The organism is Stenotrophomonas sp. SXG-1 (assembly GCF_014083965.1).
Lineage (GTDB): Bacteria > Pseudomonadota > Gammaproteobacteria > Xanthomonadales > Xanthomonadaceae > Stenotrophomonas > Stenotrophomonas geniculata.
Window position 1 is genome coordinate 2,634,545 of record NZ_CP046588.1, and the last position, 20,790, is coordinate 2,655,334.

Annotated in this window: 19 protein-coding genes; 14 read left to right on the forward strand and 5 right to left on the reverse strand. The window is 66.4% G+C overall.

The window, feature by feature from the left end:
- Positions 1-144: 144 nt before the first annotated feature.
- Entirely contained in the window at positions 145-1,125 is a 981-nt protein-coding gene (locus GOC52_RS12065) for an AraC family transcriptional regulator (RefSeq protein WP_010485148.1), read from the reverse strand.
- Positions 1,126-1,811: 686 nt separating this feature from the next.
- Between GOC52_RS12065 and GOC52_RS12070 the strand changes: the two genes are divergently transcribed.
- The 13 genes from GOC52_RS12070 (at position 1,812) to GOC52_RS12130 (ending at position 14,398) form a co-directional block, all read left to right on the forward strand.
- Complete coding sequence (locus tag GOC52_RS12070; protein ID WP_010485145.1) at positions 1,812-2,003, forward strand: Flp family type IVb pilin; 192 nt, start codon at positions 1,812-1,814, stop codon at positions 2,001-2,003.
- 65 nt (positions 2,004-2,068) lie between these two features.
- Positions 2,069-2,614 carry an A24 family peptidase gene (locus GOC52_RS12075; RefSeq protein WP_019337869.1) on the forward strand — a complete coding sequence of 182 codons (546 nt, stop codon included), beginning with the start codon at positions 2,069-2,071 and terminating at the stop codon, positions 2,612-2,614.
- Positions 2,611-3,087, forward strand: coding sequence for a TadE/TadG family type IV pilus assembly protein (locus GOC52_RS12080; protein ID WP_010485140.1), 477 nt, complete (start codon positions 2,611-2,613; stop codon positions 3,085-3,087). The genes GOC52_RS12075 and GOC52_RS12080 overlap by 4 nt, the downstream gene beginning before the upstream one ends.
- 23 nt (positions 3,088-3,110) lie before the next feature.
- Positions 3,111-4,148, forward strand: coding sequence for a Flp pilus assembly protein CpaB (gene cpaB, locus GOC52_RS12085; protein WP_191849538.1), 1,038 nt, complete (start codon positions 3,111-3,113; stop codon positions 4,146-4,148).
- Positions 4,149-4,166: 18 nt separating this feature from the next.
- Complete coding sequence (locus GOC52_RS12090; RefSeq protein WP_191849540.1) at positions 4,167-5,525, forward strand: type II and III secretion system protein family protein; 1,359 nt, start codon at positions 4,167-4,169, stop codon at positions 5,523-5,525.
- Between the two features lie 27 nt (positions 5,526-5,552).
- Positions 5,553-6,809 (forward strand): AAA family ATPase, encoded by a 1,257-nt coding sequence (locus tag GOC52_RS12095; RefSeq protein WP_010485134.1) that lies wholly within the window; start codon positions 5,553-5,555, stop codon positions 6,807-6,809.
- Positions 6,794-8,143, forward strand: coding sequence for a CpaF family protein (locus GOC52_RS12100; RefSeq protein ID WP_010485132.1), 1,350 nt, complete (start codon positions 6,794-6,796; stop codon positions 8,141-8,143). The genes GOC52_RS12095 and GOC52_RS12100 overlap by 16 nt, the downstream gene beginning before the upstream one ends.
- Positions 8,144-8,145: 2 nt before the next feature.
- Positions 8,146-9,102, forward strand: coding sequence for a type II secretion system F family protein (locus GOC52_RS12105; RefSeq protein ID WP_191849542.1), 957 nt, complete (start codon positions 8,146-8,148; stop codon positions 9,100-9,102).
- 28 nt (positions 9,103-9,130) lie between these two features.
- Positions 9,131-10,066: a type II secretion system F family protein gene (locus GOC52_RS12110; protein WP_010485128.1), complete on the forward strand. Its 936-nt coding sequence runs from the start codon at positions 9,131-9,133 to the stop codon at positions 10,064-10,066.
- The gene (locus GOC52_RS12115) at positions 10,066-10,962 is read left to right on the forward strand and encodes a tetratricopeptide repeat protein (protein WP_191849544.1); all 897 of its coding nucleotides are present in this window, start codon (positions 10,066-10,068) and stop codon (positions 10,960-10,962) included. Before GOC52_RS12110 ends, GOC52_RS12115 begins: the two co-directional genes overlap by 1 nt.
- The gene (locus tag GOC52_RS12120; protein WP_191849546.1) at positions 10,959-11,417 is read left to right on the forward strand and encodes a DUF3613 domain-containing protein; all 459 of its coding nucleotides are present in this window, start codon (positions 10,959-10,961) and stop codon (positions 11,415-11,417) included. Before GOC52_RS12115 ends, GOC52_RS12120 begins: the two co-directional genes overlap by 4 nt.
- Positions 11,418-11,425: 8 nt before the next feature.
- Entirely contained in the window at positions 11,426-13,585 is a 2,160-nt protein-coding gene (locus tag GOC52_RS12125) for a TadG family pilus assembly protein (protein ID WP_191849548.1), read from the forward strand.
- 99 nt (positions 13,586-13,684) lie between these two features.
- Positions 13,685-14,398: a DUF2968 domain-containing protein gene (locus GOC52_RS12130; RefSeq protein ID WP_010485118.1), complete on the forward strand. Its 714-nt coding sequence runs from the start codon at positions 13,685-13,687 to the stop codon at positions 14,396-14,398.
- A gap of 69 nt (positions 14,399-14,467) precedes the next feature.
- Here the strand turns inward: GOC52_RS12130 and GOC52_RS12135 are convergent, their stop codons facing one another.
- Positions 14,468-14,854, reverse strand: coding sequence for a hypothetical protein (locus tag GOC52_RS12135; protein WP_029379992.1), 387 nt, complete (start codon positions 14,852-14,854; stop codon positions 14,468-14,470).
- 186 nt (positions 14,855-15,040) lie between these two features.
- Between GOC52_RS12135 and GOC52_RS12140 the strand changes: the two genes are divergently transcribed.
- Positions 15,041-15,865, forward strand: a complete 825-nt coding sequence (locus tag GOC52_RS12140; protein WP_010485115.1) for an alpha/beta fold hydrolase — start codon at positions 15,041-15,043, stop codon at positions 15,863-15,865.
- 101 nt (positions 15,866-15,966) lie between these two features.
- Here GOC52_RS12140 and GOC52_RS12145 read toward each other — a convergent pair whose 3' ends face one another.
- Genes GOC52_RS12145 through GOC52_RS12155 form a run of 3 tightly spaced genes read right to left on the reverse strand, consistent with a single transcriptional unit; the run spans position 15,967 to position 20,719 of the window.
- Positions 15,967-17,616: an MFS transporter gene (locus GOC52_RS12145; protein ID WP_010485113.1), complete on the reverse strand. Its 1,650-nt coding sequence runs from the start codon at positions 17,614-17,616 to the stop codon at positions 15,967-15,969.
- Entirely contained in the window at positions 17,610-18,893 is a 1,284-nt protein-coding gene (locus GOC52_RS12150; protein WP_191849550.1) for an alginate export family protein, read from the reverse strand. Before GOC52_RS12150 ends, GOC52_RS12145 begins: the two co-directional genes overlap by 7 nt.
- On the reverse strand, positions 18,872-20,719 hold the full coding sequence (locus GOC52_RS12155) for an amidohydrolase (RefSeq protein WP_029379991.1): 1,848 nt from the start codon (positions 20,717-20,719) through the stop codon (positions 18,872-18,874). Before GOC52_RS12155 ends, GOC52_RS12150 begins: the two co-directional genes overlap by 22 nt.
- Positions 20,720-20,790 lie beyond the last annotated feature (71 nt).

Consider the following 20,790-nt stretch of genomic DNA (forward strand, 5'->3'; position numbering starts at 1 on the left):
GCACTTCATTCCGGCACGGCAATCGCGCATTCCGGCAAATCCACGGTCGGAATCGGCAGCCGGTTATGCAGAAGCGGCAACCATATCGGCAAGCGGATATGCAATTCCGGCAGGAACTGCCGGGAAACCCTTACGGGGCTTGAATCAAGCTGGCTGGCCGATCTGCGCGGGAGCGCGCATCAGCGTGTCACGCGGCAGTTCACCGAAGACCTTGCGGTAGTTGTCGGCGAAGCGCGACAGGTCCCACAGGCCACAGCTGAGGGCGATGGCCTTGACCGAACGGCGGCTGGAATCAGCCATCGACAGGCTGCGGCAGGCCGCGCACAGGCGCAGCATCGACAGGTAACGATTGGGCGACGTGCCGAACAGGTCCTCGAACGCGTAGCGCAGGCCACGCTCGCTGACACCGGCAGCATCGCAGATCTCGTTCATGTAGATATTGCGGCGCAGGTTGAGGCGCATGAAGTTTTCCGCCCGCTGTGCGATCAGATAATGCGTGCGCCGCGCACGGCTGCAACCCGGGCGATCGGCGGAACCCGCGCCCAGCAGTGCCTGCACATGTTCGTGCAACAGCCGCTCGGTTTCTTCAGGCTGCAGCCCCGTGCCCTGGCCCAGCTGCAGGTGCAGCTGCTGGTAGTGCTGTGCCAGCGGGGCGGCCTCGCTGGCGAGATTGAACAGCGAAAGTGCCTGTCCGGCCGGCGGTGTACTGCGCAGGCTCAGTTCGGTCAGCTTGCGCTGCACCCGTGCCACCGGCACCAGCATCAGGGTCATGTGCGTGCCCGGGCTCAGGGTGAACTCGCTGATACCCTCCGGCATCACGGTCAACGCCATTCCAGGTACGAGCGGTACACCGTGGCACCAGCTCAGGGTTTCATCGGTCGCGTGCAGATACCCCAGCATCGCCCAGTCCGGCGGCAGCATGAATCGTCCACGGCAATGGAATCCACAGCTGATGCTGCAGAACAACGCCTCCTCGTGCACGCGTGAAGCGAAGGCCGCCCGCGGCCCATTGCCATCGAGCAGTAGCAGTTCGACATCACATACACGAAGCACGCCGCTCAGCGTCGCCAGGTCGATCGACCGCAGGCCGCTGTCGTCGCTGTCTCCTACCCCACCATCGACCATGACAGTGTCGTCCCCCGATTATCCGTCGTGCGATACGGCCCCCACTGCCTGACAGGGCGCGCACCTCTCATGGAATCTCTTCCATCGCCGGGATGCGCGCCAGCAAAGTGCGCACCCCAAAAGAAACGCGAGTACTTGAATACGAGTATGCCCGATAATTCAACGGGGTAAACATCTGCACCGCATTGAATAAGATGGATACAGACGTGAAAACAAGGTCGTGGTGTTTGGCACAATTTTCGCATGTAACTGAAAAACCCGCCTCACATTATCTGCACGTCGATGAATCGTTTTGCAAACGAACGGATTTCCGTCACAGAACCCGCGTGAAAAATTAAGGACCGAAGGGATTCTGCCGAATTTGCATATAGGTTCCGGTTGCAGCCGGCCGCCATTCAGGCAAAGTCGATAACACGGTGATCCGGTCTTTGATAATGACCGCACCCAGGGGGACAGCATGACCATGCACGTATCGCTCGACACTTCGACCAACGGCTCCGCGCCGTGCGGTCGCGGTTGCGCGAACGGCGTCCCGCCTGGAATCGATCACCCTGCTTGAGCATGGCGGGTCCATCCCGCCGTGCCTCCTCCGCCAGGACGTGCGGAGGTCCACGGACGATCCCGGCGGAGCCGGGCCACCGCCCAACAGGTGTCCTGTAGCAGACAGGTAGAGGGAGACAAACGTCATGAACGCATCGATCCGCAAGTTCCTGAAGGAAGAAGATGGCGTTACCGCACTCGAGTACGGCCTGCTGGCGGCTGTGATTGCGGGTGTCCTGATCGCACTGGGCAGCACGCAGATCAAGGATTTCTTCGAAACGCTCTTTGAGAATCTCACCAAGCTTGCCGACAAGGCGTCAGGCAACCCACCGGCCTGAGCCGCTCCCAGGCTGATCAGGGACAGCAGCTGCTGACCGTCCACTGACGGACAATGGAGGGTGCGATGACACTGCTGGGATTGCTGGCCATCGGTGTGTGCCTGCGGATCGCGATCAGCGATCTGTACGCCCGTCGGGTGCCCAACGCCTGGCTGCTGTCCGCATGCGCGATCACCGTTGTCGTGCTCATCGCCGGACAGTTCAACGCGCCGCGCCTGCCGTGGGCTTCCCACATTGCCGGCGCGGCGCTCGGCCTGGTCGCATTGCTGCCTTTCCATGCAGTGCGCTGGATGGGCGCCGGCGATGTCAAATTCTTTTCGGTACTGGGATTGATGCTGGGCTGGCAGGCACTGCTGCCGATCTGGATCGCGGCCAGCCTGGCAGCGGGCGCACATGCCGCACTGGTGCTGGTATCACGCCGGTTGGGTCCAGCACTGCCCATCGGCCTTCAAGCCCATATGCATCGGGCAAGTTCGCAATGGCATTCGCACCCGGCGCTACGCGGAATGCAGAGCGCCCGCCAGGGACGCCAAGGCATTCCCTACGCCGCCTACCTGGCGGTATCCGCCATCGCCTGGATCCTCATCAGCACGTACGGAGGTGTGGCATGAACATCCAGAACCCACGCCGGCAACGCGGCGTGGCCAGCATCGAGTTCGCACTGATGCTGATGCTGGGCCTGCTGCCACTGCTGTTGTTCACGTTCTCCGGCGTGATGATCATGGCGGCCCAGCAGACCCTGGCAACCGCCTCGGCCGAGGGTGCGCGCGCATCGCTGCGCTATGGCAGCGCCAACGAACGCCGTACTGCAGCCTGTGTTGCGGCGCGCAGTTCGATGCAGTGGCTGCTGAACTTCTCGGGTCAGCCGGTCGACTGCAGCAATGGCGGAAGCAACGCCATTCTGGTTTCGGCGCAGGCCCCCTGCGCCGGACTGGCCAGCGCCCAGTGCATGACCGTGACAGTCAGCTACGACTACGCAAGCCACCCCTTCCTGCCCGGCACCGCCACGCTCTACAAGTGGGTGATGCGGGCTCCCATCCGCAGCGTCGCGGTCGCTCAGCTCGACCTCGGCAGCGGCAACTGACGTTCGGTACAGGAGACGGTTCCATGCTCAAGTTGACCCGCATTGCTGCCGTCGCCCTGATCGGGCTGGCCGTGCTGCTGGCGGTGATCGCCTTGATGATCGGGCGCAAGCAGGCCGCGCCGGCCACGGTTGCCCCGATCGCGCGGAGCGATGCCCAGGCGATCACCGTGGTGGAGGCGGTGGCACGCCTGCCGGCCGGCGAACCGATCTCTGCCAACGGATTGCGTCTGGCACAGCGCAGCGCCCCGGTTGCCGGTGCCGCCACCAGCATTTCCGCCGTGGTCGGAAAGGTACCGGTGCAGGACATCGCCGAAGGCACGGCGATCAGCAGCAATGCACTCGCGCAGGGATTCTCGCTGCAGCTGCGCCCCGGGGAACGCGCACTCGCGGTCCCGGTGGACGAGCTGGTGGGTGCCGGCAACCGCATCCTGCCGGGTGATTTCGTCGACGTGTTCCTCAACCTGCGCACTGCCCAATCCAGCGCCAGCGGCCCGGCCGACGCAGCACAGACGCGCCTGCTGTTGTCACGCCTGCGCGTGCTCAGCTATGGCCAGCAGGACATCGCCCCGGGCAACCATGACGCTGTTGCCAGCACTGAAGCCGATGCCCGCAACGATCCGCGCGCCGCTGACATCACCGGAAGCAGCAGCACCCAGAGCACGGGCAGCGAGACTGCCCAGCCCGCACGCAGCGCGGTACTGGCGGTACCGGTGGCCGACGCCAACCGGCTGCTGCTGGGTGCACAGCAGGGCAAGCTGTTCCTGGCCCTGCGCAACCCTGCCGATTCCGGCCAGCCCGATCTGGCGCTGTTCCCGCAGGCACGCGGGGTGATCGATCCGCTGCGGGGGCTTGATGCGGAGCAGCAGCTTGCGCTGCAACGGCCAGAGAATCACGCCTTCGCCGGCATCGACGGCGATGCATTGGCCGGCCGCAGCAACACACCGGCGCGCAGTACGCAGGATGCCCCAGCACGCGCACCCGCACCGCGGCGTAGTTCTCCGCGCGCATCGGGTATCGAAATCATCCGAGGCGACAGCTCCGCCCCCCGTGGTTCCCTTTGACCTGCATCGAGCGCATCCATGACCAAACGTCGCCGCAGTCCACGCCCCTCCACCCGCCAGCGCTGGCTGGCCCTGCTGCTGGTGCTGCTGGCACCGGTGACGAGCGTGGCTGCCGACGACCTGGTACTGCAGGCACGTGAGCAGCGCCCCTGGACCCTGCCGGGCGACCTGGAGCGGGTCGCCATTGCCGATCCGGGCGTGGCCGATATCGTGATGCTGCGCGGCCAGCGCCAGGCATTGCTGGTCGGCAAGGCGCCGGGCACTACCACGCTGCTGCTCTGGCACCGAAAGCAGGCCGAACCACAGCGCCTGCAGGTGCGGGTACAAAGCGCGGTGCAGGGTGCGGCCGACACCGGCGCGAACGGGCTGGTATTCACCCAGCAGGACAATCAGGGCCTGCTGCAGGGAAGCACCGACAGCGTGCTCTCGCACATGCAGGAACAGAAGACCGCCGCCATGGCGCTGGGCAAGGAGGGCCTGCTTGCCGACGCATCCACGGTGAGCAGCGGCGGCGTGGTCCAGGTCGAGGTCAAGGTCGTCGAGTTCAACAAGACCGCATTGAAGCAGATCGGCATCAGCTTCCAGAACCGCAACGGCAACTTCGCCTACGGCTTCGCCCGCCCGGGCGGCCAGTTGCCGGGCAACACCGGCATCCTGCCCGGCATGAAGGAAGGCAACTCCGGCAACGAAGCCGAATCACCCATTTCTTCGGCCTTCCGCCTGGTATTCGGCTCGACCAAGGGCCTGTGGAATGCCGACGTCGACCTGCTGCAGAGCAATGGCATGGCGCGCGTGCTGGCCGAGCCGACACTGGTCGCGCTGTCCGGGCAGAGCGCCAGTTTCCTGGCCGGCGGCGAGCTGCCGATCCTGGAACCGCAGGGGCTGGGCACCACGACGATCACCTACAAGCCCTTCGGCATCGGCCTGACCGTGACACCGACGGTACTGGCGCCGAACCGCATCGCCCTGAAAGTCGCACCGGAAGCCAGTGACCTGGACTACAGCAACGCCATCGCGCTCAACGGCGTGCAGATTCCCTCGATCACCACCCGCCGTGCCGACACCACGGTCGAGCTGGGCGATGGCGAGAGCTTCGTGATCGGTGGCCTGGTCAGTTCCAACGTGGTGTCCAGCGTCGGCAAGATCCCGCTGCTGGGTGACCTGCCGATCATCGGCTCGTTCTTCCGCAACTTCGACTACAAGCGCCAGGACAAGGAACTGGTGATCATCGTCACGCCACGCTTGGTGAAGCCGCTGGCACGCAACACCGACCTGCCACTGCCCGGCGACCGCGAAGCCAAGCCGCACATGCCCGAATGGGGCGCCTGGCTGCTGGGTCCGATCAGCCAGGACCCGGTGCCCGGCTTCTCACGCTGATTCCATGATGCCTGCGATACCACGCCCATGCCCTATGCCACTGCCCAGCCGCTGCATCCGCAAGGACCGCCGATGAACCTGGTCCTGTATGGAATGGATCGCGAACTGCTGCCCCGGCTGGCGGCCAAACTGCCGCCGACCACTACCCTGCACTGGCAGGACAGCAGTACGCCGACCTCCGCCCAGGATCTGCAACGTGGGCCGCAGAGCCTTGTGCTCCTCGATTTCCGCCCCGAGCATGCGGCCGCCTCCAGCGTGCTGGCGCAGCAACTGCAACAGACAGAGCCGGATCTGGCATTGGTTGCCGTCGGTGCCACCAGCGCCGGCCAGGTGGAAGGCGTCGTCATCGCATTGCGGGCGGGCCTGCGTGATGTGCTGGATCTGGACAGCGACAACGTCGGTATCGAGGCCGCGCTGCGTCGCGCCCTGTCGCCACGACCAGCTGCCGCCGCGCAGCACGCGCACAAGGCGCGCCTGATCGTGCTGCTGGGCGTGCGCGCCGGGGTCGGCACCAGTACGCTGGCCGCACATCTCTCGGTGCTGGCACAGCAGACCCGTGCGCTGGCACAGGGCGAGGCACTGCTTCAGGACGGCCTGCTGATGGAGCTGGCCCAGCCTTCGGGTGACCTCGCGCTGTACCTCAACCTGGACAGCCGCTTCCATTACGAAGACGCGCTGCGCAACGCCAGCCGCATCGATGCCACCCTCGCCCGCACGGCCATGGCCCGTCACGATTCCGGGCTGGTGCTGCTGGACCGCGCCAGCGGCAGCGATGCGGTACCGCCGTCCGATCCGGGTGCGTTGCTGCAGCGCCTGCGCACCGTGTTCGCCAGCGTGCTGTGTGATGCCGGTGGCTGCCCGCTGCGTCAGCTGCCGCCGCTGCTGCTGGACCAGGCCGACGAGATCTGGCTGGTCACCGATGCCTCCATCGCCACACTGGTGTCGCTCGACCAGGCACTGAAGCATCTTGCCGGGCAGCGCGAACGCGAGAAGCGCCTGCAGCTGGTGATCAACCGCCACGATGACAGCAGCGGCATGAGCCCGGAGCAGATCGCGCGCCGCTTCGAGGTGCCCCTGCTGGCGACGCTTCCCGAACGACCGCGCGTGCGCCTGGCTGCCAGCCAGGGCCACCTGCTGCTGCAGGATGCACCGCGCGACCCCTACCTGCGTGCCCTCGCTCCGCTGGTTTCGCGCCTGGATCCGGCTGCTTGCCCGGTCCAGGCGCAGGGCCTGCGGGAAAGACTCTCCCTTGCCCTGGGTGGATCGCAATGGAAGACAAGGTAACCCCGTTCCCGCACGCCGTTGCCCGGCCGGTGCTGCCCGAAAGCTCGCCGGGCCACCAGCCGTTCGCGCAGACCGAGCAGTACCAGAAGGTGCTCTCGGCCGCGCATGAGCACCTGCTCAACAGCATCGAGGACGAGCGCATCGACATCGATTCCTGGGCCCCCGACACCATCGCCCGTTGGGTGCAGGTGCAGACGGTGGGCTTCATCCAGGAGTGGCGCATCCCGATCAACGAAGAGGAAATGCAGGTGGTGGCCAACGGCCTGGTCAAGGAGCTGACCGGCTTTGGCCCGCTGGACGACCTGCTGCACGACGCGTCCATCGAAGACATCCTGATCAACGGTTTCAAGGATGTGCACGTGTCCCAGGGCGGCCAGCTCAAGCGGGCCACCCAGCGCTTCACCGACGATACGCATCTGCTGCGTATCCTGCGCCGCATCCTCGCCCCGCTTGGGCGCCGGCTGGATGACTCCAATCCGATGGTCGATGCGCGCCTGCCCAACGGCGGCCGTCTCAACGCGATCATCTCGCCACTGGCGGTGGATGGACCGATGGTGTCCATCCGCAAGTTCCGCAAGGACCCGTTCACCCCCGATGAACTGCTGGCCAAGGGCACCTTCGATGCGCCGATGCAGGCCTTGCTGAAGGCGATGGTGCTGGGCCGCTGCAACATCCTGGTATCCGGCGGCACCAGCTCCGGCAAGACCTCGCTGCTGAACGCCCTGGCCAGCTACGTCCCCGCGAACGAGCGCGTGATCACCGTCGAGGACACCGCCGAGCTCTCGCTCAACCACCCGCATGTGGTCCGCCTGGAAAGCCGTATCGGTGGCGCCGAAGGCCACGGTGCGGTCAGCATCCGCGATCTGGTCCGCAACAGCCTGCGCATGCGCCCCGACCGCATCGTGGTGGGCGAGGTGCGCGGCGCCGAGGTCCTGGAAATGCTGCAGGCAATGAACACCGGCCACGACGGCTCGATGGCCACCATCCACGCCAACTCACCGCGCGACTGCCTGTACCGGATCGAGATGCTGGCCGGCTTTGCCGGCTTCCAGGGCAGCGAGGACAGCCTGCGCCGGCAGATCGCCAGTGCCATCGACTTCATCGTGCAGATCTCGCGCCTGGGCAGCGGGCGCCGCGTGCTGGTATCGATCACCGAGATCACCGGTGTGAGCGACAACCTGATCACCACCCAGGAAATGTTCCGCCACGAGCTGCAGATCGACGGCAACGGCAAAGAGATCGATCGCTGGGTCGGGCTGGGCTTCCATCCGCACTCACACAAGCTGGAGCCGTTCCGCCAACAACTGCGCGAATCGCTCTACGGAGACTTCTGAGCATGGGAACCGGCGCGCTGCTGGGCATGTTGAGCATCATCGCGGTGCTGCTGGCGCTGGCAGCCTGGCTGTGGGGCACGGCCAGCAGCCGTGAACAACGCCAGGTTTCAATGCGGCACGCCGAGCAGCAGCTTTCGCGCGGAAGCGCCACGGGCGGAGCACCCGCCGGGCCATCCGTCACCGCTGCCAACGATCCGGCGCGGCCCGCCAGCACCGGGCGCCGCGCGCTGCCGCTGGATGGCCTGCTGCAGCGCGCAGGGCTGCAGACCGGCTGGAAAATTCCCATCATGCTGCTGGTACCGGGGCTGGTACTGTCGGTGGTGGCGATGCTGCGGCTGGGCACCGCATGGATGTTTCCGCTGACCCTGCTGCTGTACCTGCTTGGCTGCTGGCTGTGGGTGATGCGGCGGACCACGAAGCTGCGTGCGCAACTGCTGCATCAGCTGCCGGACTTCCTCGACAACCTGGTGCGGCTGACGGCACTGGGCAACAGCCTGCAGGCCGCGTTCCAGGTTGCTTCGATGCAGACCAGCGCGCCGTTGCGCGGGCTGCTGGACACTACGGTGCGCTTTGCGCGCAGTGGCATGGAGCTGGACCGTGCACTCGCACAGGCCTCGCATCCCTATCGCATGGATGTGTTGAAGGTGTTGTCGGTGGTGATCGGTGTCAGCGTGCGCATCGGCGGGCGCTCCGACCAGATCCTGCAGCGCATGGGCGATTTCATGCGCGATCTGGAACAGGCCCAGCAGGAGCTTGCGGCAACGACCTCGGAGACGCGCATGTCAGCCTGGGTGCTGGGCCTGCTGCCACCGGCCTGCGCGGTGCTGATGGCGATCGCCAGCCCGGACTTCTTCCAGCCGGTGCTGCACGATCCGCTTGGCCACAAGATCCTGCTGCTTGCACTGGGCATGGAGCTTGTCGGTGGCTTCCTGCTGTATCGCCTGGCCAAATCGCTATGAACCACCCCCGCCCCGCCGGAGACGACCGATGAGCGCCAGCGCCTGGTTCGCCCTCTCCCTGCTCGTACTGGCTGCAGGTATCGCCCTGCTGGGTATCGGCGGCTGGGTACGCAGCCATCGTGAGCAGCGTACAACGGCCACGTTGAAGACCGCCCTGCAGCCGCGCGAGGCGTCCCGTGACCCCGAACCTGCACGGCACGATTCGCTGGGCTGGCTCGAACGCTTCGGCCGTGCCCTCAGCGGCGGCCGCCTGGAAGCGGCATTGCTGGCCAATGAAGACCGGCTGCTGTTGGATCTGGCCGGGTGGAACACCCGCCGCGGTACGGCCATCTACCTCGGCCTGCGCCTGCTGCTGGCCGTGCTGGTGCTGGCACTGGTGCTGACATTCAGCAGCGTCACCGGGCTGGCCAGGATCATGGTGATCATCGGCGCATTGGCCGCTGGCCTGCTGCTGCCCAAGTTCATTCTCTCCTCCTGGGTGAAGCGCCGTCGGCGCGCGGTCGACAACGAGCTGCCGCTGCTGATCGACCTGCTGCGCCTGCTGCAGGGCGTGGGCTTCAGCATGGACCAGAGCCTGCAGACGCTCGGCGACAAGCTGCGCGATGCATTGCCGGTCCTCGGCGGCGAACTGCAGGAGGCCAACGTCGCCTATACCCATGGCCGCACGCGCGCGCAGTCGCTGCGCCGGCTGAGCGAGGTCTATGCAGACGATGACCTGACCAGCCTGATGCAGCTGATCCTGCAGGTGCACGCCCATGGCGGCGCGGTGCAGGAGCCGCTGCGGCAGTTCAGCATCCGCCTGCGCGAACAGCGTCGCAACACGCTGAAGGAAAAGGTCGGCAAGCTCTCGGTGAAGATGACCGTGGTGATGATGCTGACCCTGCTGCCAGCGCTGATGCTGGTCCTTGCCGGCCCGGCGCTGGTCGCGCTGGCCACTACCATGTCCAAGATGGGGTCCCCCTGATGCCCGCCCTGCGCACTTCCTGCCTGATTGTTGCCCTGGCCGCCGTTGCCGGCGCCAGCGGCTGTGCATCGACCACACCGAAGTACCTGCGCGCGCCCAGCTTGGCCGCGCCCGAACCGGCGCCGCAGGACAGCCGCAATGCCTACCTGGAGCTGATCGAACGCATGCAGCAGCAAGGCGCATGGTATGCCTCGCTCGCCCACGTCGACGCCTTCCGTCAGCGCCACGGCGATCCGCCGGCATTGCGTCTGCTGCAGGCCGACGCGCTGCGCGAGACCGGCCAGGCCGATGCTGCGATCGCCCTGTACCGCGATCTTTCCAGTGGTCCCCAGGCCGCCGCGGCCGCACATGGCCTGGGCCTGATTGCCGCGCGCCGCGACGACGACGCCGGCAGTGAGCAGGCACTGGCGCGGGCGACCGAACTGCAGCCATTGAATACAAGCTATCTCGGCGACCTCGGCTATGCGCGGCTGCGCGCCGGGCAGTTCGAGCGCGCGCGCGAACCCCTGGCCAAGGCGCTGGAGCTGTCGCCGGGCAATGCCAAGGCCACTGCCAACCTCGCGCTGTGGGCGGTGCTGCGTGGCGACACCACCACCGCCGAACGCCTCGCCCAGCAGGCCAACCTCAACGACGAGACCCGGCTCAGCATCCAGCAGCAGGCGGCGCAGATCCGTGCCCGCCTGCAACAACGCCAGGCCGCATCGGCCGCTGCCGCAGCCGTGCCGGCCACTGCGCGTGCTCTCGCCAGAGATGCCGTCGGCAACCCGCCCGCCGCCACGCGACTGGCGGCGGAACCACGCCGCGACAGCCGCGACGAACGCGATCCGCAGCGCCTGCCGCCCTCGATGCTGGAACGCTTCAGCACCTCCGACCACCCGAACGGGAACACACCATGACCGCGACGCCCCTGACCCGACGCCTGCTGCCCGTTCTGATCTGCCTGTTACCGGCCACTGCCGTGCAGGCGCAGCAACAGCCGCTGACCGGTCAGATGCTTGGCGGCAGCACGCCGGCTGTGCCGACGCCGCAGCCGCTGCAGTCCGAGTCACTGGCCACCGTGGACCTGATGGCCCCGCCAGCACCGGTGCCGCAGGCGGCGCCCGCAGCAGTGGCCATCACCGATGGCAATGCTGCAGCCGCGCGACCCGACCGCAGCCAGATCGGCGATACCACGCGCAACCTGTTCCGCCTGCAGGCATCGGGGCAACAGGCCGGGCAGCACCTGCCGATCCTCGGCGACCAGGCGACGCTGAGCTACGCCCGCTACATGAAGAGCTTCGAACACGAGATCCCGGACTTCTTTGAAACCGATGTCGCCAAGTCCAAGGGATCATCCTCATCCGGACGCTGAGGTAGGCCATGAAACGCCCACGCCAGTTCAGTTTCAGCCGCCCACGGGGCGGCATGTCGATCACCATGATGCTGGTCATGCTGGCGTTGCTGGCGATGCTGGGCCTGATCGAGATCGGTTACCTGTTCTGGGCCAAGCGCGATGCGCAGAAAGTCGCTGATCTGGCCGCACTGGCTGGAGCGCAACGGCTGGAGCTGTGCACCTCGGACAACAGCGACAACAGTGCTGCGCGGCAGAGCGCACTCACCCAGAACAGGTTCGCTGGGAGCCTGGAAATCCGTTGCGGAAACTGGAACGTGACCCGGGCCACCGAGGGGCACTTCAGCCCGGCCGTCGATGCTGCGAATCAACGCAACGCCGTTCGTGTCATCACCCGCCGCGCGGTGCTTCCCTTCTTCGGGCAGAACAGCAGCCTGCCGACCGTGACCGCCCAGGCCGTGGCGCGCCGTGCAGAGCCCACGGCGGTTTTCAGTGTCGGCTCGCAACTGCTCCGCATCAACGGCAACACGCCACTGGGAAATGTCCTGAAACTGGTGGGTGCCGACCTCGACAAGACCACCCTGCTCGGCTACGACGGCCTTGCACAGGCGCATATCACCCCGAACGGACTGCTGCAGGCACTGGGCATTCCGATCGACGTCAACATGGGCGTGGCCGAGTTCAACAATCTGCTGGCGGGCCGCAAGGTCAAGCTGGGCAAGATCCTTCAGGCGACCGTTGACCTGCTCACCCAGCAGGGCGTTGCCCACGTGGACCTGAGTGCGCTGGAGAATGCCCTGGTCGTGCAGGGCATCGACCTCAAGCAGCTGGAGGTGAAACTCGGCTCCGATGACAGCGGCGGCGGCTTGTTCGCACGCGTGGTAGCGCCGGATGGAACGATTTCCAGCGCGCTGCAGGCCGATGTCAATGTGCTGGACCTTATAGGGACCAGCATCAGCATAGCCAATGGCGGCCGTGCGGTCTCGGTCAATGACCTCAACCTGTTGGGCCTGGTCAATGCGAAAGCCGCCGTGGTGGAGCCGCCGTCGATCGCCATCGGAGGCATTGGCTCGCGCGCCTACAACGCGCAGATCCGCGTCTTCCTCGACATCGACACCAACAACATCCCCGTTGCGGGCGGCGTACTTTCACTGCTGGGCATCCGCCTGAAGCTGCCGGTCCATGCAGACGTGACCAATGCAATGGCGACCCTGACCAGCCTGCAATGTGGCAGCACGCCTCCCACGGCGACGATCAAGGTCGAGTCCTCCGTGCTGCGCGCCTGCGTCGGCAAGGTGGCCGACAGCGAGCGGTTTTCCAAGCAGAATGTCTGTGGCGACACCCTGCAGAAGGAACAGATGCTGACACTGCTCGGCGCCCCGTTGATCAATGACAGCATCAAGGTCAATACGCTGACCGACACGCAAAGCCTCACCCTCCCCGCCGGCGCGACCGGTTCAACCCAGGTCAACTCCCTGGAGGTGGGCACCGCCGTGTCTGAACTGGTCAGCGAACTGCTGCGCGTACTGTCCGGGGTGCTCGATCCGCGCGACGATGGCATGAGCCAGGGCTCGACCGCAGCGAAGTTGGCCGATCGCTACCTGAAAGCAGCCAACGTTGGTCGCAAGCGATACGATGTCGACGCAACCATCAAGCTGCTGGAATTCGGAGACAGTACGCAGGGATTGAAACCACTGGGAAACTGGGACATCACCAAGGGGGTACCGACCAGCTGTGTGCTGGTGACCTGCATGGTCGACGGCAAGGTCTGGCAAGGATTCCGCAACGCAGTGACCGGGGTTGGCTCGGGGCTCCTCGATGGCGTCCTGGGAGCGCTTGTGGGTGGGCTGCTGGTCAAGCAGTGCAACAGCCTGATCGGCGCCCTGGATGACACCACCTACAACAATTGCATGAAGTACAACCTGACTTCCTACCTGCAGACCGCCGATGCCGGCTTCCTGGATCAGTTCGCCGGCGACGGCGTCACCGCCCCCGGCAATGGCCCGGTCAGTTGTTCGGGCCTGCTGTGCTTCCTGCTGAAGCCCGCCCTGGACGTTCTGAAGCCGCTGCTCAACAGTGTCGGCTCGCTGCTGCGCTCACTGCTTGCCCAGGTACTGGGCCTGGAACTGGGCCGTACGGATGTGCATGTCCAGTCCATCCAGTGCACGCCCGCACAACTGGTCTACTGACCCGTGACGGGCGCCCTTGGCGGCGCCCGCGCACATGCTAGACTCCCGGCGGGGAACCACCTTCATCTCAACCCACACTCATCCGTGGATGGTCTAGACATGCGAGAAACTTCAGGGGGCGCGGTCTTCGCCCGGCACGCGCGCGGCGCGGCACTGCTGGCCGTGGCCATGATGCTGGTGGCACCGGCGGCGATGGCTGCCCGTAGCGACCGCGAAGCAGCCGCAGAGCCGGCCGCACGTACCGCACCGGTGGTGCGCAACACCGTTGACGAGCTCAAGCAGCTGATGGATGCCCGCCAGCTGACCGAGCTGCGCACCACCTACAACGGCAATTACGGCGCCAGCCTGCTGTTCAATGCCAACACCCTGACCTACTACGTCGCCCTGTTCCAGGAGAAGAATTTCTGGCGGGTGATCAAGACCGATGCCGTCGACAACGCCGAGCGTGTCTACCGCACCTTCGCGCAGCAGTCCGAGCAGCTGGCCCAGGTCTACATCGACACCACCCGCCTGGAGGCCGGCAAGCGCTATACCGAGCGCCTGGTGGCCTATAACGAGGAACGCCTGCGCGCCCTGCAGCAGGAAATGGAACAGCAGCAGGCACAGTCGGCCCAGGTCAGCGCCGCCCTTCAGCAGGCCCAGCAGCAGGCGATCAGCCTGAGCAGCGACGTGCAGAGCACCAACAGCCAGTTGGATTCCCTGCAGCGCCGCATCCAGATCCTGCAGGCGGAACAGGGCAACCCGGAGCTGAGCCTTCCCAAGCCGGACAGCGTGCCCTCGCCGGCACCGGCGGCTGCCAGCGACGGTCGCTGAGGTCCAGCACCTCGCATCCTGTCCAACGGCGCCTGCGGGCGCCGTTGTCGTTTCCGGCACCATTTCGTTTCAGCGGCACGCCTCATGCACGGCATCGTCCAGTTGCCGGCGCTGCACGAAGTCCATGCGCTTGCCATTGGCCAGCACCTTTGCGCGTTGCTGCCGCGCGCGCTCACAGGCGGCAGGATCCGCGCTGATCGATATCAGTGCAGCCCGCGCACGCGCCTGCCGTACCACACGCGGACGGCTTGAGGCTGGGCTCGCCGCCTTGGCCATGGTTGCACCCGTTGAGGCCGGCTCCGCCGGCACCTCCCAGCGCCATTCCGCATGCCCCTGGCACGGCGTCTGCTGGTAGACCGGATGCGGCCCGTCCACGCATTTGTAGACGTTGGTCTGAGCGTGCGCGCCCGCAGCCAGCAGCAGGCACAACAGCGGACTCCAACACGCATTCAACATCGCAGGCTCCTCAGCAGGGCTACCGCCATCCTCAATGCCGGAACGGCTTCGTGCCAGAGCGATATGCGTCACATCCGGTGTAATCCAGCACAGCCGTGCAAGTCGCCGGCCTGGCGCTGCGCTGTACTGCCGGAGGCACCGGCACAACTGCCAGTGCCTTCCCTCCCTTCCGCCAAGGAAACCGCAATGAGCAACTTCGTCACCGTCGCCGACGGTGCCCGCATCTTCTACAAGGATTGGGGTACCGGCCAGCCGATCGTGTTCGCCCACGGCTGGCCGCTGTCGTCCGATGCCTGGGACCCGCAGATGCTGTTCATGGGCCAGAACGGCTTCCGCGTGATCGCTCACGACCGTCGCAGCCACGGCCGCTCCAGCCAGACCTGGGACGGCAACAACATGGACACCTACGCCGATGACCTGGCCGCAGTGATCGAAGCACTGGACCTGAAGGATGCGATCCTGGTCGGCCATTCCACCGGTGGCGGCGAAGTGGCCCACTACATCGGCCGCCACGGCAGCAAGCGCGTGGCCAAGGTGGTGCTGGTCGGCGCGGTGCCGCCGCTGATGCTGAAGACCGAAGCCAACCCGGCCGGCACCCCGTTGGAAGTCTTCGACAGCATCCGCAAGGGCACCGGCGGTGACCGCTCGCAGTTCTTCAAGGACCTGACCACGCCGTTCTTCGGCGCCAACCGCGACGGCAACACCGTTACCCAGGGCATGCGTGATGCGTTCTGGCTGCAGGGCATGCTCGGCGGCGTCAAGGGTCAGTACGACTGCGTGCACGAGTTCTCGGAAGTGGACTACACCGAGGACCTGAAGAAAATCGACGTGCCAGCGCTGGTCGTGCACGGTGATGACGACCAGATCGTGCCGTTCGATGCCTCGGCCAAGCTGTCCTCGCAGATCATCAAGGACGCCGAGTTGAAGGTGTACCCCGGTGCGCCGCACGGCCTGACCGTTACCCACGCCGACCAGTTCAACGCCGACCTGCTGGCGTTCGCGCGTAAGTGATTCACCGCGGCGGCGCTACCCAGCGCCGCCGCACAAAAAAGGGGACGGAGGGGATCAAGTCGTTTGTGCACAAACGACTTGATCCCCTCCATCCCTTTTTGTCAGATGTCGCTGTGGTGGTGCGGGACCCCGGTCTTCGGCAGCGGGTCATGCCCACCCACGAAGTGGCGTACCACCGGTGCGCGCTCACCACGATGCAGTTCCCGCAGCACTTCCTGGATCGCCTTGTCGTCGGCGGTGATGCGCTCGTGCTGGCGCAGGTGCTCCAGCCACGACGGGGTCACGAAATACTCCAGGTGGATGCCCGGGCTGGCCACATCCTCGACCACGCCCCAGACCACGGCACCATCGCGGCGGCGGATCGTGCCCAGCGCGCGCATCTGCGCCTGGAACGCGGCACGATCAGCATCGTCGATACGGTACTCGATGGTGACCAGCACCGGGCCGCGATCGTTCGACACCGGCACCGACAGCTCTGGTGCCGGCCAGTGCCCGGCCGGACGCAGGTTCAGGTCTTCGGTACCGGCGATGCGCACGCGCCACACCAGCAATCCGCCGATCACCGCACCTGCGGCAGCCACCAGCAACGCCAGCTCCGGCGAGGTACGCTGAGCCAGCGCACCCCAGCTCAGGCCACCGGCCGCCATGCCGGCGGAGAACACCATGATGTACAGCGCCAGTGCACGCGCGCGTACCCACGCTGGTACCGCGGTCTGGGCGGCAATCTGCAGTGACGACAGCACGGTGATCCAGGCAAAACCGTTGATCAGCATCACCAATGGCAGCACGTACCAGCTGCGGGTCAGCGCCAGCCCGACCAGGCTCAGCGCAAGTGAGAGCGTGGCCAGCAGCACCAGCAGGTCGCGATCCATCTGCGCGCGCAGCTTCGGCAGCAGCAAGGCACCGCCCACTGCACCGATACCGATGCAGCCCAGCAGCATGCCGTACTGCCCGGCCCCACCGTGCATCTGCCCACGCACCACCACCGGCAGCAACGCGTTCATCGCCGCGGCAAAGAAGAAGAAGCCGACCGACTTGATCAGCACGGCCTGCAGGCGTCCGGCACGGCTGGCATAACGCAGGCCCGCCTTCAACCCTGCGCCAAAACCCTCCGGCGGCAGGCTCGACTGCTTCGGGTCGCGCTTCCAGCCCCACACCACGAACAGCATCGCGGCGAAGGTGATGGCGTTGAAGCCGAACGCCCAGACCGCACCCAGCTGCGCCACGATCACACCGCCGATGGCGGGGCCGATCGAGCGCGCGATGTTGATGCCGATCGAGTTCAGCGCCACAGCCGAGGCCAGCATCGGCTGCGGCACCAGTTCGGACACGATCGCGGCCTGCGCCGGCATCGCCATCGCCGCGCCGCAGCCCATGCAGAAAGTCAGCAGCACCAGCAGCTGCGGGGTGAGCATGTCCATCGCGGTAAGTGTCGCCATTATCGCGGCGACCAGCAGCATCCAGCCCTGGGTCGCCAGCAGGTACCTGCGGCGATCGACGATGTCGGCCAGCGTTCCGGCGGCCAGCGCCAGCAGCACGATCGGCACGGTGGTGGCCGACTGCACCAGGGCAACCATCAACGGCGAGCCGGTACGCTCGGCCATCACCCAGGCGGCGGCCACGTCATTGACCCAGGTGCCGATGTTGCTGGCCAGGATTGCCAGCCAGATCGAACGGAACATCCGGATCTTCAGCGGGGACCAGGCACCTGCGGCCTGTGCGGGGGGTTGCGACGCGGTTGCGTTCACCATTGCCATGCTCCAACGATCGAGGCAAACAGCGTGTCCTGGCCACCGGCCTGCTTCAGCGCAGGACCCGCATCGATCCAGGCCAGCTGCAGCTGCCATTGCCAGTGTTCGCTGGCCTGCCAGCGGGTTTCGGATTTGTACTGATTACCGATGCGGCGCGCGCCACCGGCCGTGCCGGGCAAGGCCACCAGGGGTGCCGGCGTGGTGTACACCGCATCGGCGCGACGATGCTTCCAGTCCATCTGTACGCCCAGCTCCGTCGTCACCGCGTCGTGCAGGCGCAGGGTCAAGGTTGGCTGGAGGTCCATCAGATTGGCCGGGGCCAGCAGGCTGGCTTCGCTGAAATAGGCCGACTTCGGGAACAGCGCGTTGAACGTGCCCAGCCGCCCATCGCGCAGATTGCCATCACCACTGGCGATGTCCGCCTTCAGCCCCAACCGCGGTTGCAGCGGCAGGTCCGTCCAGCGCCACCCCGTATCAGTGGCCAGCGTCCAGGCGCGGATATCGAGCGTAGCTGCCGAGGTGCGCAGTTCACCACCCTGCGCCACCAGTTCACTGTTCCAGTCCAGTGCACCGGACTGGCCGAACCAGCGCGCACCCACGGTCTGCCGACGCTCGGTGCCGAAACCCGCCGAGAAGCGTGCGCCTTCCCGGCGGTAGTCCAGCAGGTACAGATCCCACTGTCCTGCGCCCTGCCCGCGTGCCGTGGTGGCATAGGCACCCCACAGGTGGGCACCGTGTTCGCCATGATCATCGAAGGCTCCCGGCCGGTTCTGCACCGGCCGCAGCGCCATCAGGTCAAGCGTACCGAGGCGGCCCTTCCAACCCAGGCGCGCACCGTCGAAGGCCAGGCGGATATTCGGCCCATCGCGCACCGACAGCAGCCGCGAGCTGCCATAGCCGGCTTCCTGCCGGCCCAGTTGCAGGTGGAAGCTGCCACGCTGCCAGCGCCAGTACGCCTGCTGCACGTCCAGCGCGCTGCGGTCGGTGCGGCCAGGGCCGCCTGCCTTGCCATTCTCGGCATGCAGGCCAAGCTGCAGCTTCGCCTGCCAGCTGTCCTCCGCATAGGTGGCCGAGGCCAGCGCGCGCAGCAGGCCGTGGCCATCTTCACTGCCACCGATGCCGAACCGGGTCGGGTCGTAGTACAGGCCACGCAGGCGCAGCGAGGCGTCCCACCGCAATTGGCCGCCGCCGGCGCCAGTGCAATGGCCACCCTCGCAGGCCAGCGCCAGCGATGGCACGGCCAGCAGCGCCAGGCTCAGAACGCGAAGCACGAGCATCCCATCGCGCCCCAGAAGGCGGCCAGGTCATCGGTGGGCGCCGCATGTTGCGCGGCATGACCGTGAGCACCATGCGTACTGCAGGCCACGCCGTGATGGTGGCGATGGGCGGCGGCCAACCCGGTGGCAGCACCGCCGACATGGTAGCCACCGAACCTGTTGACCGGCGACCAGTTGGGCATCGCCGGCGGCAGCTGCGGCGCCAGCCCGGCGTAGTCGCCGTCGGCATGCACGATGCGGCCACCGACCACGGTCAGCACGCTGGTGATGTCGGCGATCTGCGCATCGTCGACGCGGAAGAAGTCGGCCGAGAGCAGGATGAAGTCGGCCAGCTGGCCGGCTTTCAGCGTGCCCTTCACCGCCTCGTCGCCGGAGAACCAGGCGCTGCCCTGGGTCCACAGGCGCAGGGCCTGTTCGCGCTCCAGCAGATTCTCGTCGCCATACAGGGCCAGGCCACCGACGGTACGCCCGGTCACCAGCCACGACAGCGCCACCCATGGGTTGTAGCTGGCCACGCGGGTGGCGTCGGTACCGGCACCGACCGGCACGCCTTCGGCCAGCATGCGCTTGACCGGCGGCGTATGCCGCGCGGCCTGCACGCCATAGCGCTCGACGAAGGCTTCGCCCTGGTAGGCCATGCGGTGCTGCACGGCGATGCCGCCACCCAGCGCGCGGATGCGCTCGATGTTGCGCGGGGTGATGGTCTCGGCGTGGTCGATGAACCAGTGCAGGCCATCGAACGGCACCTCACGGTTCACCTGTTCGTAGACATCGAGAATGCGGCTGATGCTCTCGTCGTAGGTGGCGTGGATGCGGAACGGCCAACGCTTCTCGACCAGCAGCTTCACCACGTTGTGCAGTTCCGGCTCCAGTTCTGGTGGCAGCTCCGGTCGCGGTTCGTTGAACAACTCGAAGTCGGCCGCGGAGAACACCAGCATCTCGCCGGCACCGTTGTGGCGCAGCAGGTCATCGCCCTGGCGCGGCTGCAGGATCTCGCTCCAGCCACGGAAGTCATCCACCTCCTTGCCCTTGTTCTGGGTGAACAGGTTGTAGGCGATGCGCACTGTCAGCTGGTCATCGCGGTGCAGCTGCTCGATGACCTGGTAGTCCTCGGGGTAGTTCTGGAAGCCACCGCCGGCGTCGATCACCGAGGTGATGCCAAGCCTGTTCAGCTCGCGCATGAAGTGGCGCGTCGAGTTCGCCTGGTATTCGATCGGCAGGCGCGGGCCCTTGGCCAGCGTGGCGTACAGGATCAACGCATTGGGTTTGGCCAGCAGCAGCCCGGTCGGGTTGCCCAGCGAATCACGCACGATCTGCCCGCCCGGCGGATCCGGCGTGTCCCTGGTGTAGCCGCAGGCGCGCAGCGCGGCACGGTTGAGTAGTGCGCGGTCGTACAGGTGCAGCAGGAACACCGGGGTATCCGGCGCGATGTCATTGAGCTCCTGCAGCGTCGGCAGGCGCTTCTCGTTGAACTGCGCGGCAGTGAAGCCACCGACCACGCGTACCCACTGCGGAGCGGGCGTGCGGTCGACCTGGGCCTTCAGCATGTCCAGGGCGTCGCCCAGCGAACGCAGGCCGTCCCAGCGCAGCTCCAGGTTGTAGTTCAGGCCACCACGGATCAGGTGGGTGTGGCTGTCGTTGAGGCCGGGTAGCAGGCGCCGGCCCTGCGCGTCGATCAGGGTCGCTTCATTGCCCCAGCCACGCATGATGTCCTCGTCGCTGCCAACGGCGACGATACGCCCGTCCTGAACGGCCAGCGCCTGCGCATGCGGCTGCTGCGGGTCGAGGGTGGTGATGCGGGCATTGCGGATGACCAGCGTGCTCATGCGACGCTCCTTGGAAGTGGAATCGAGTGCAGCACCGGCGCGACCGGCCAGGCTGAGCGCAACAGCGGCAC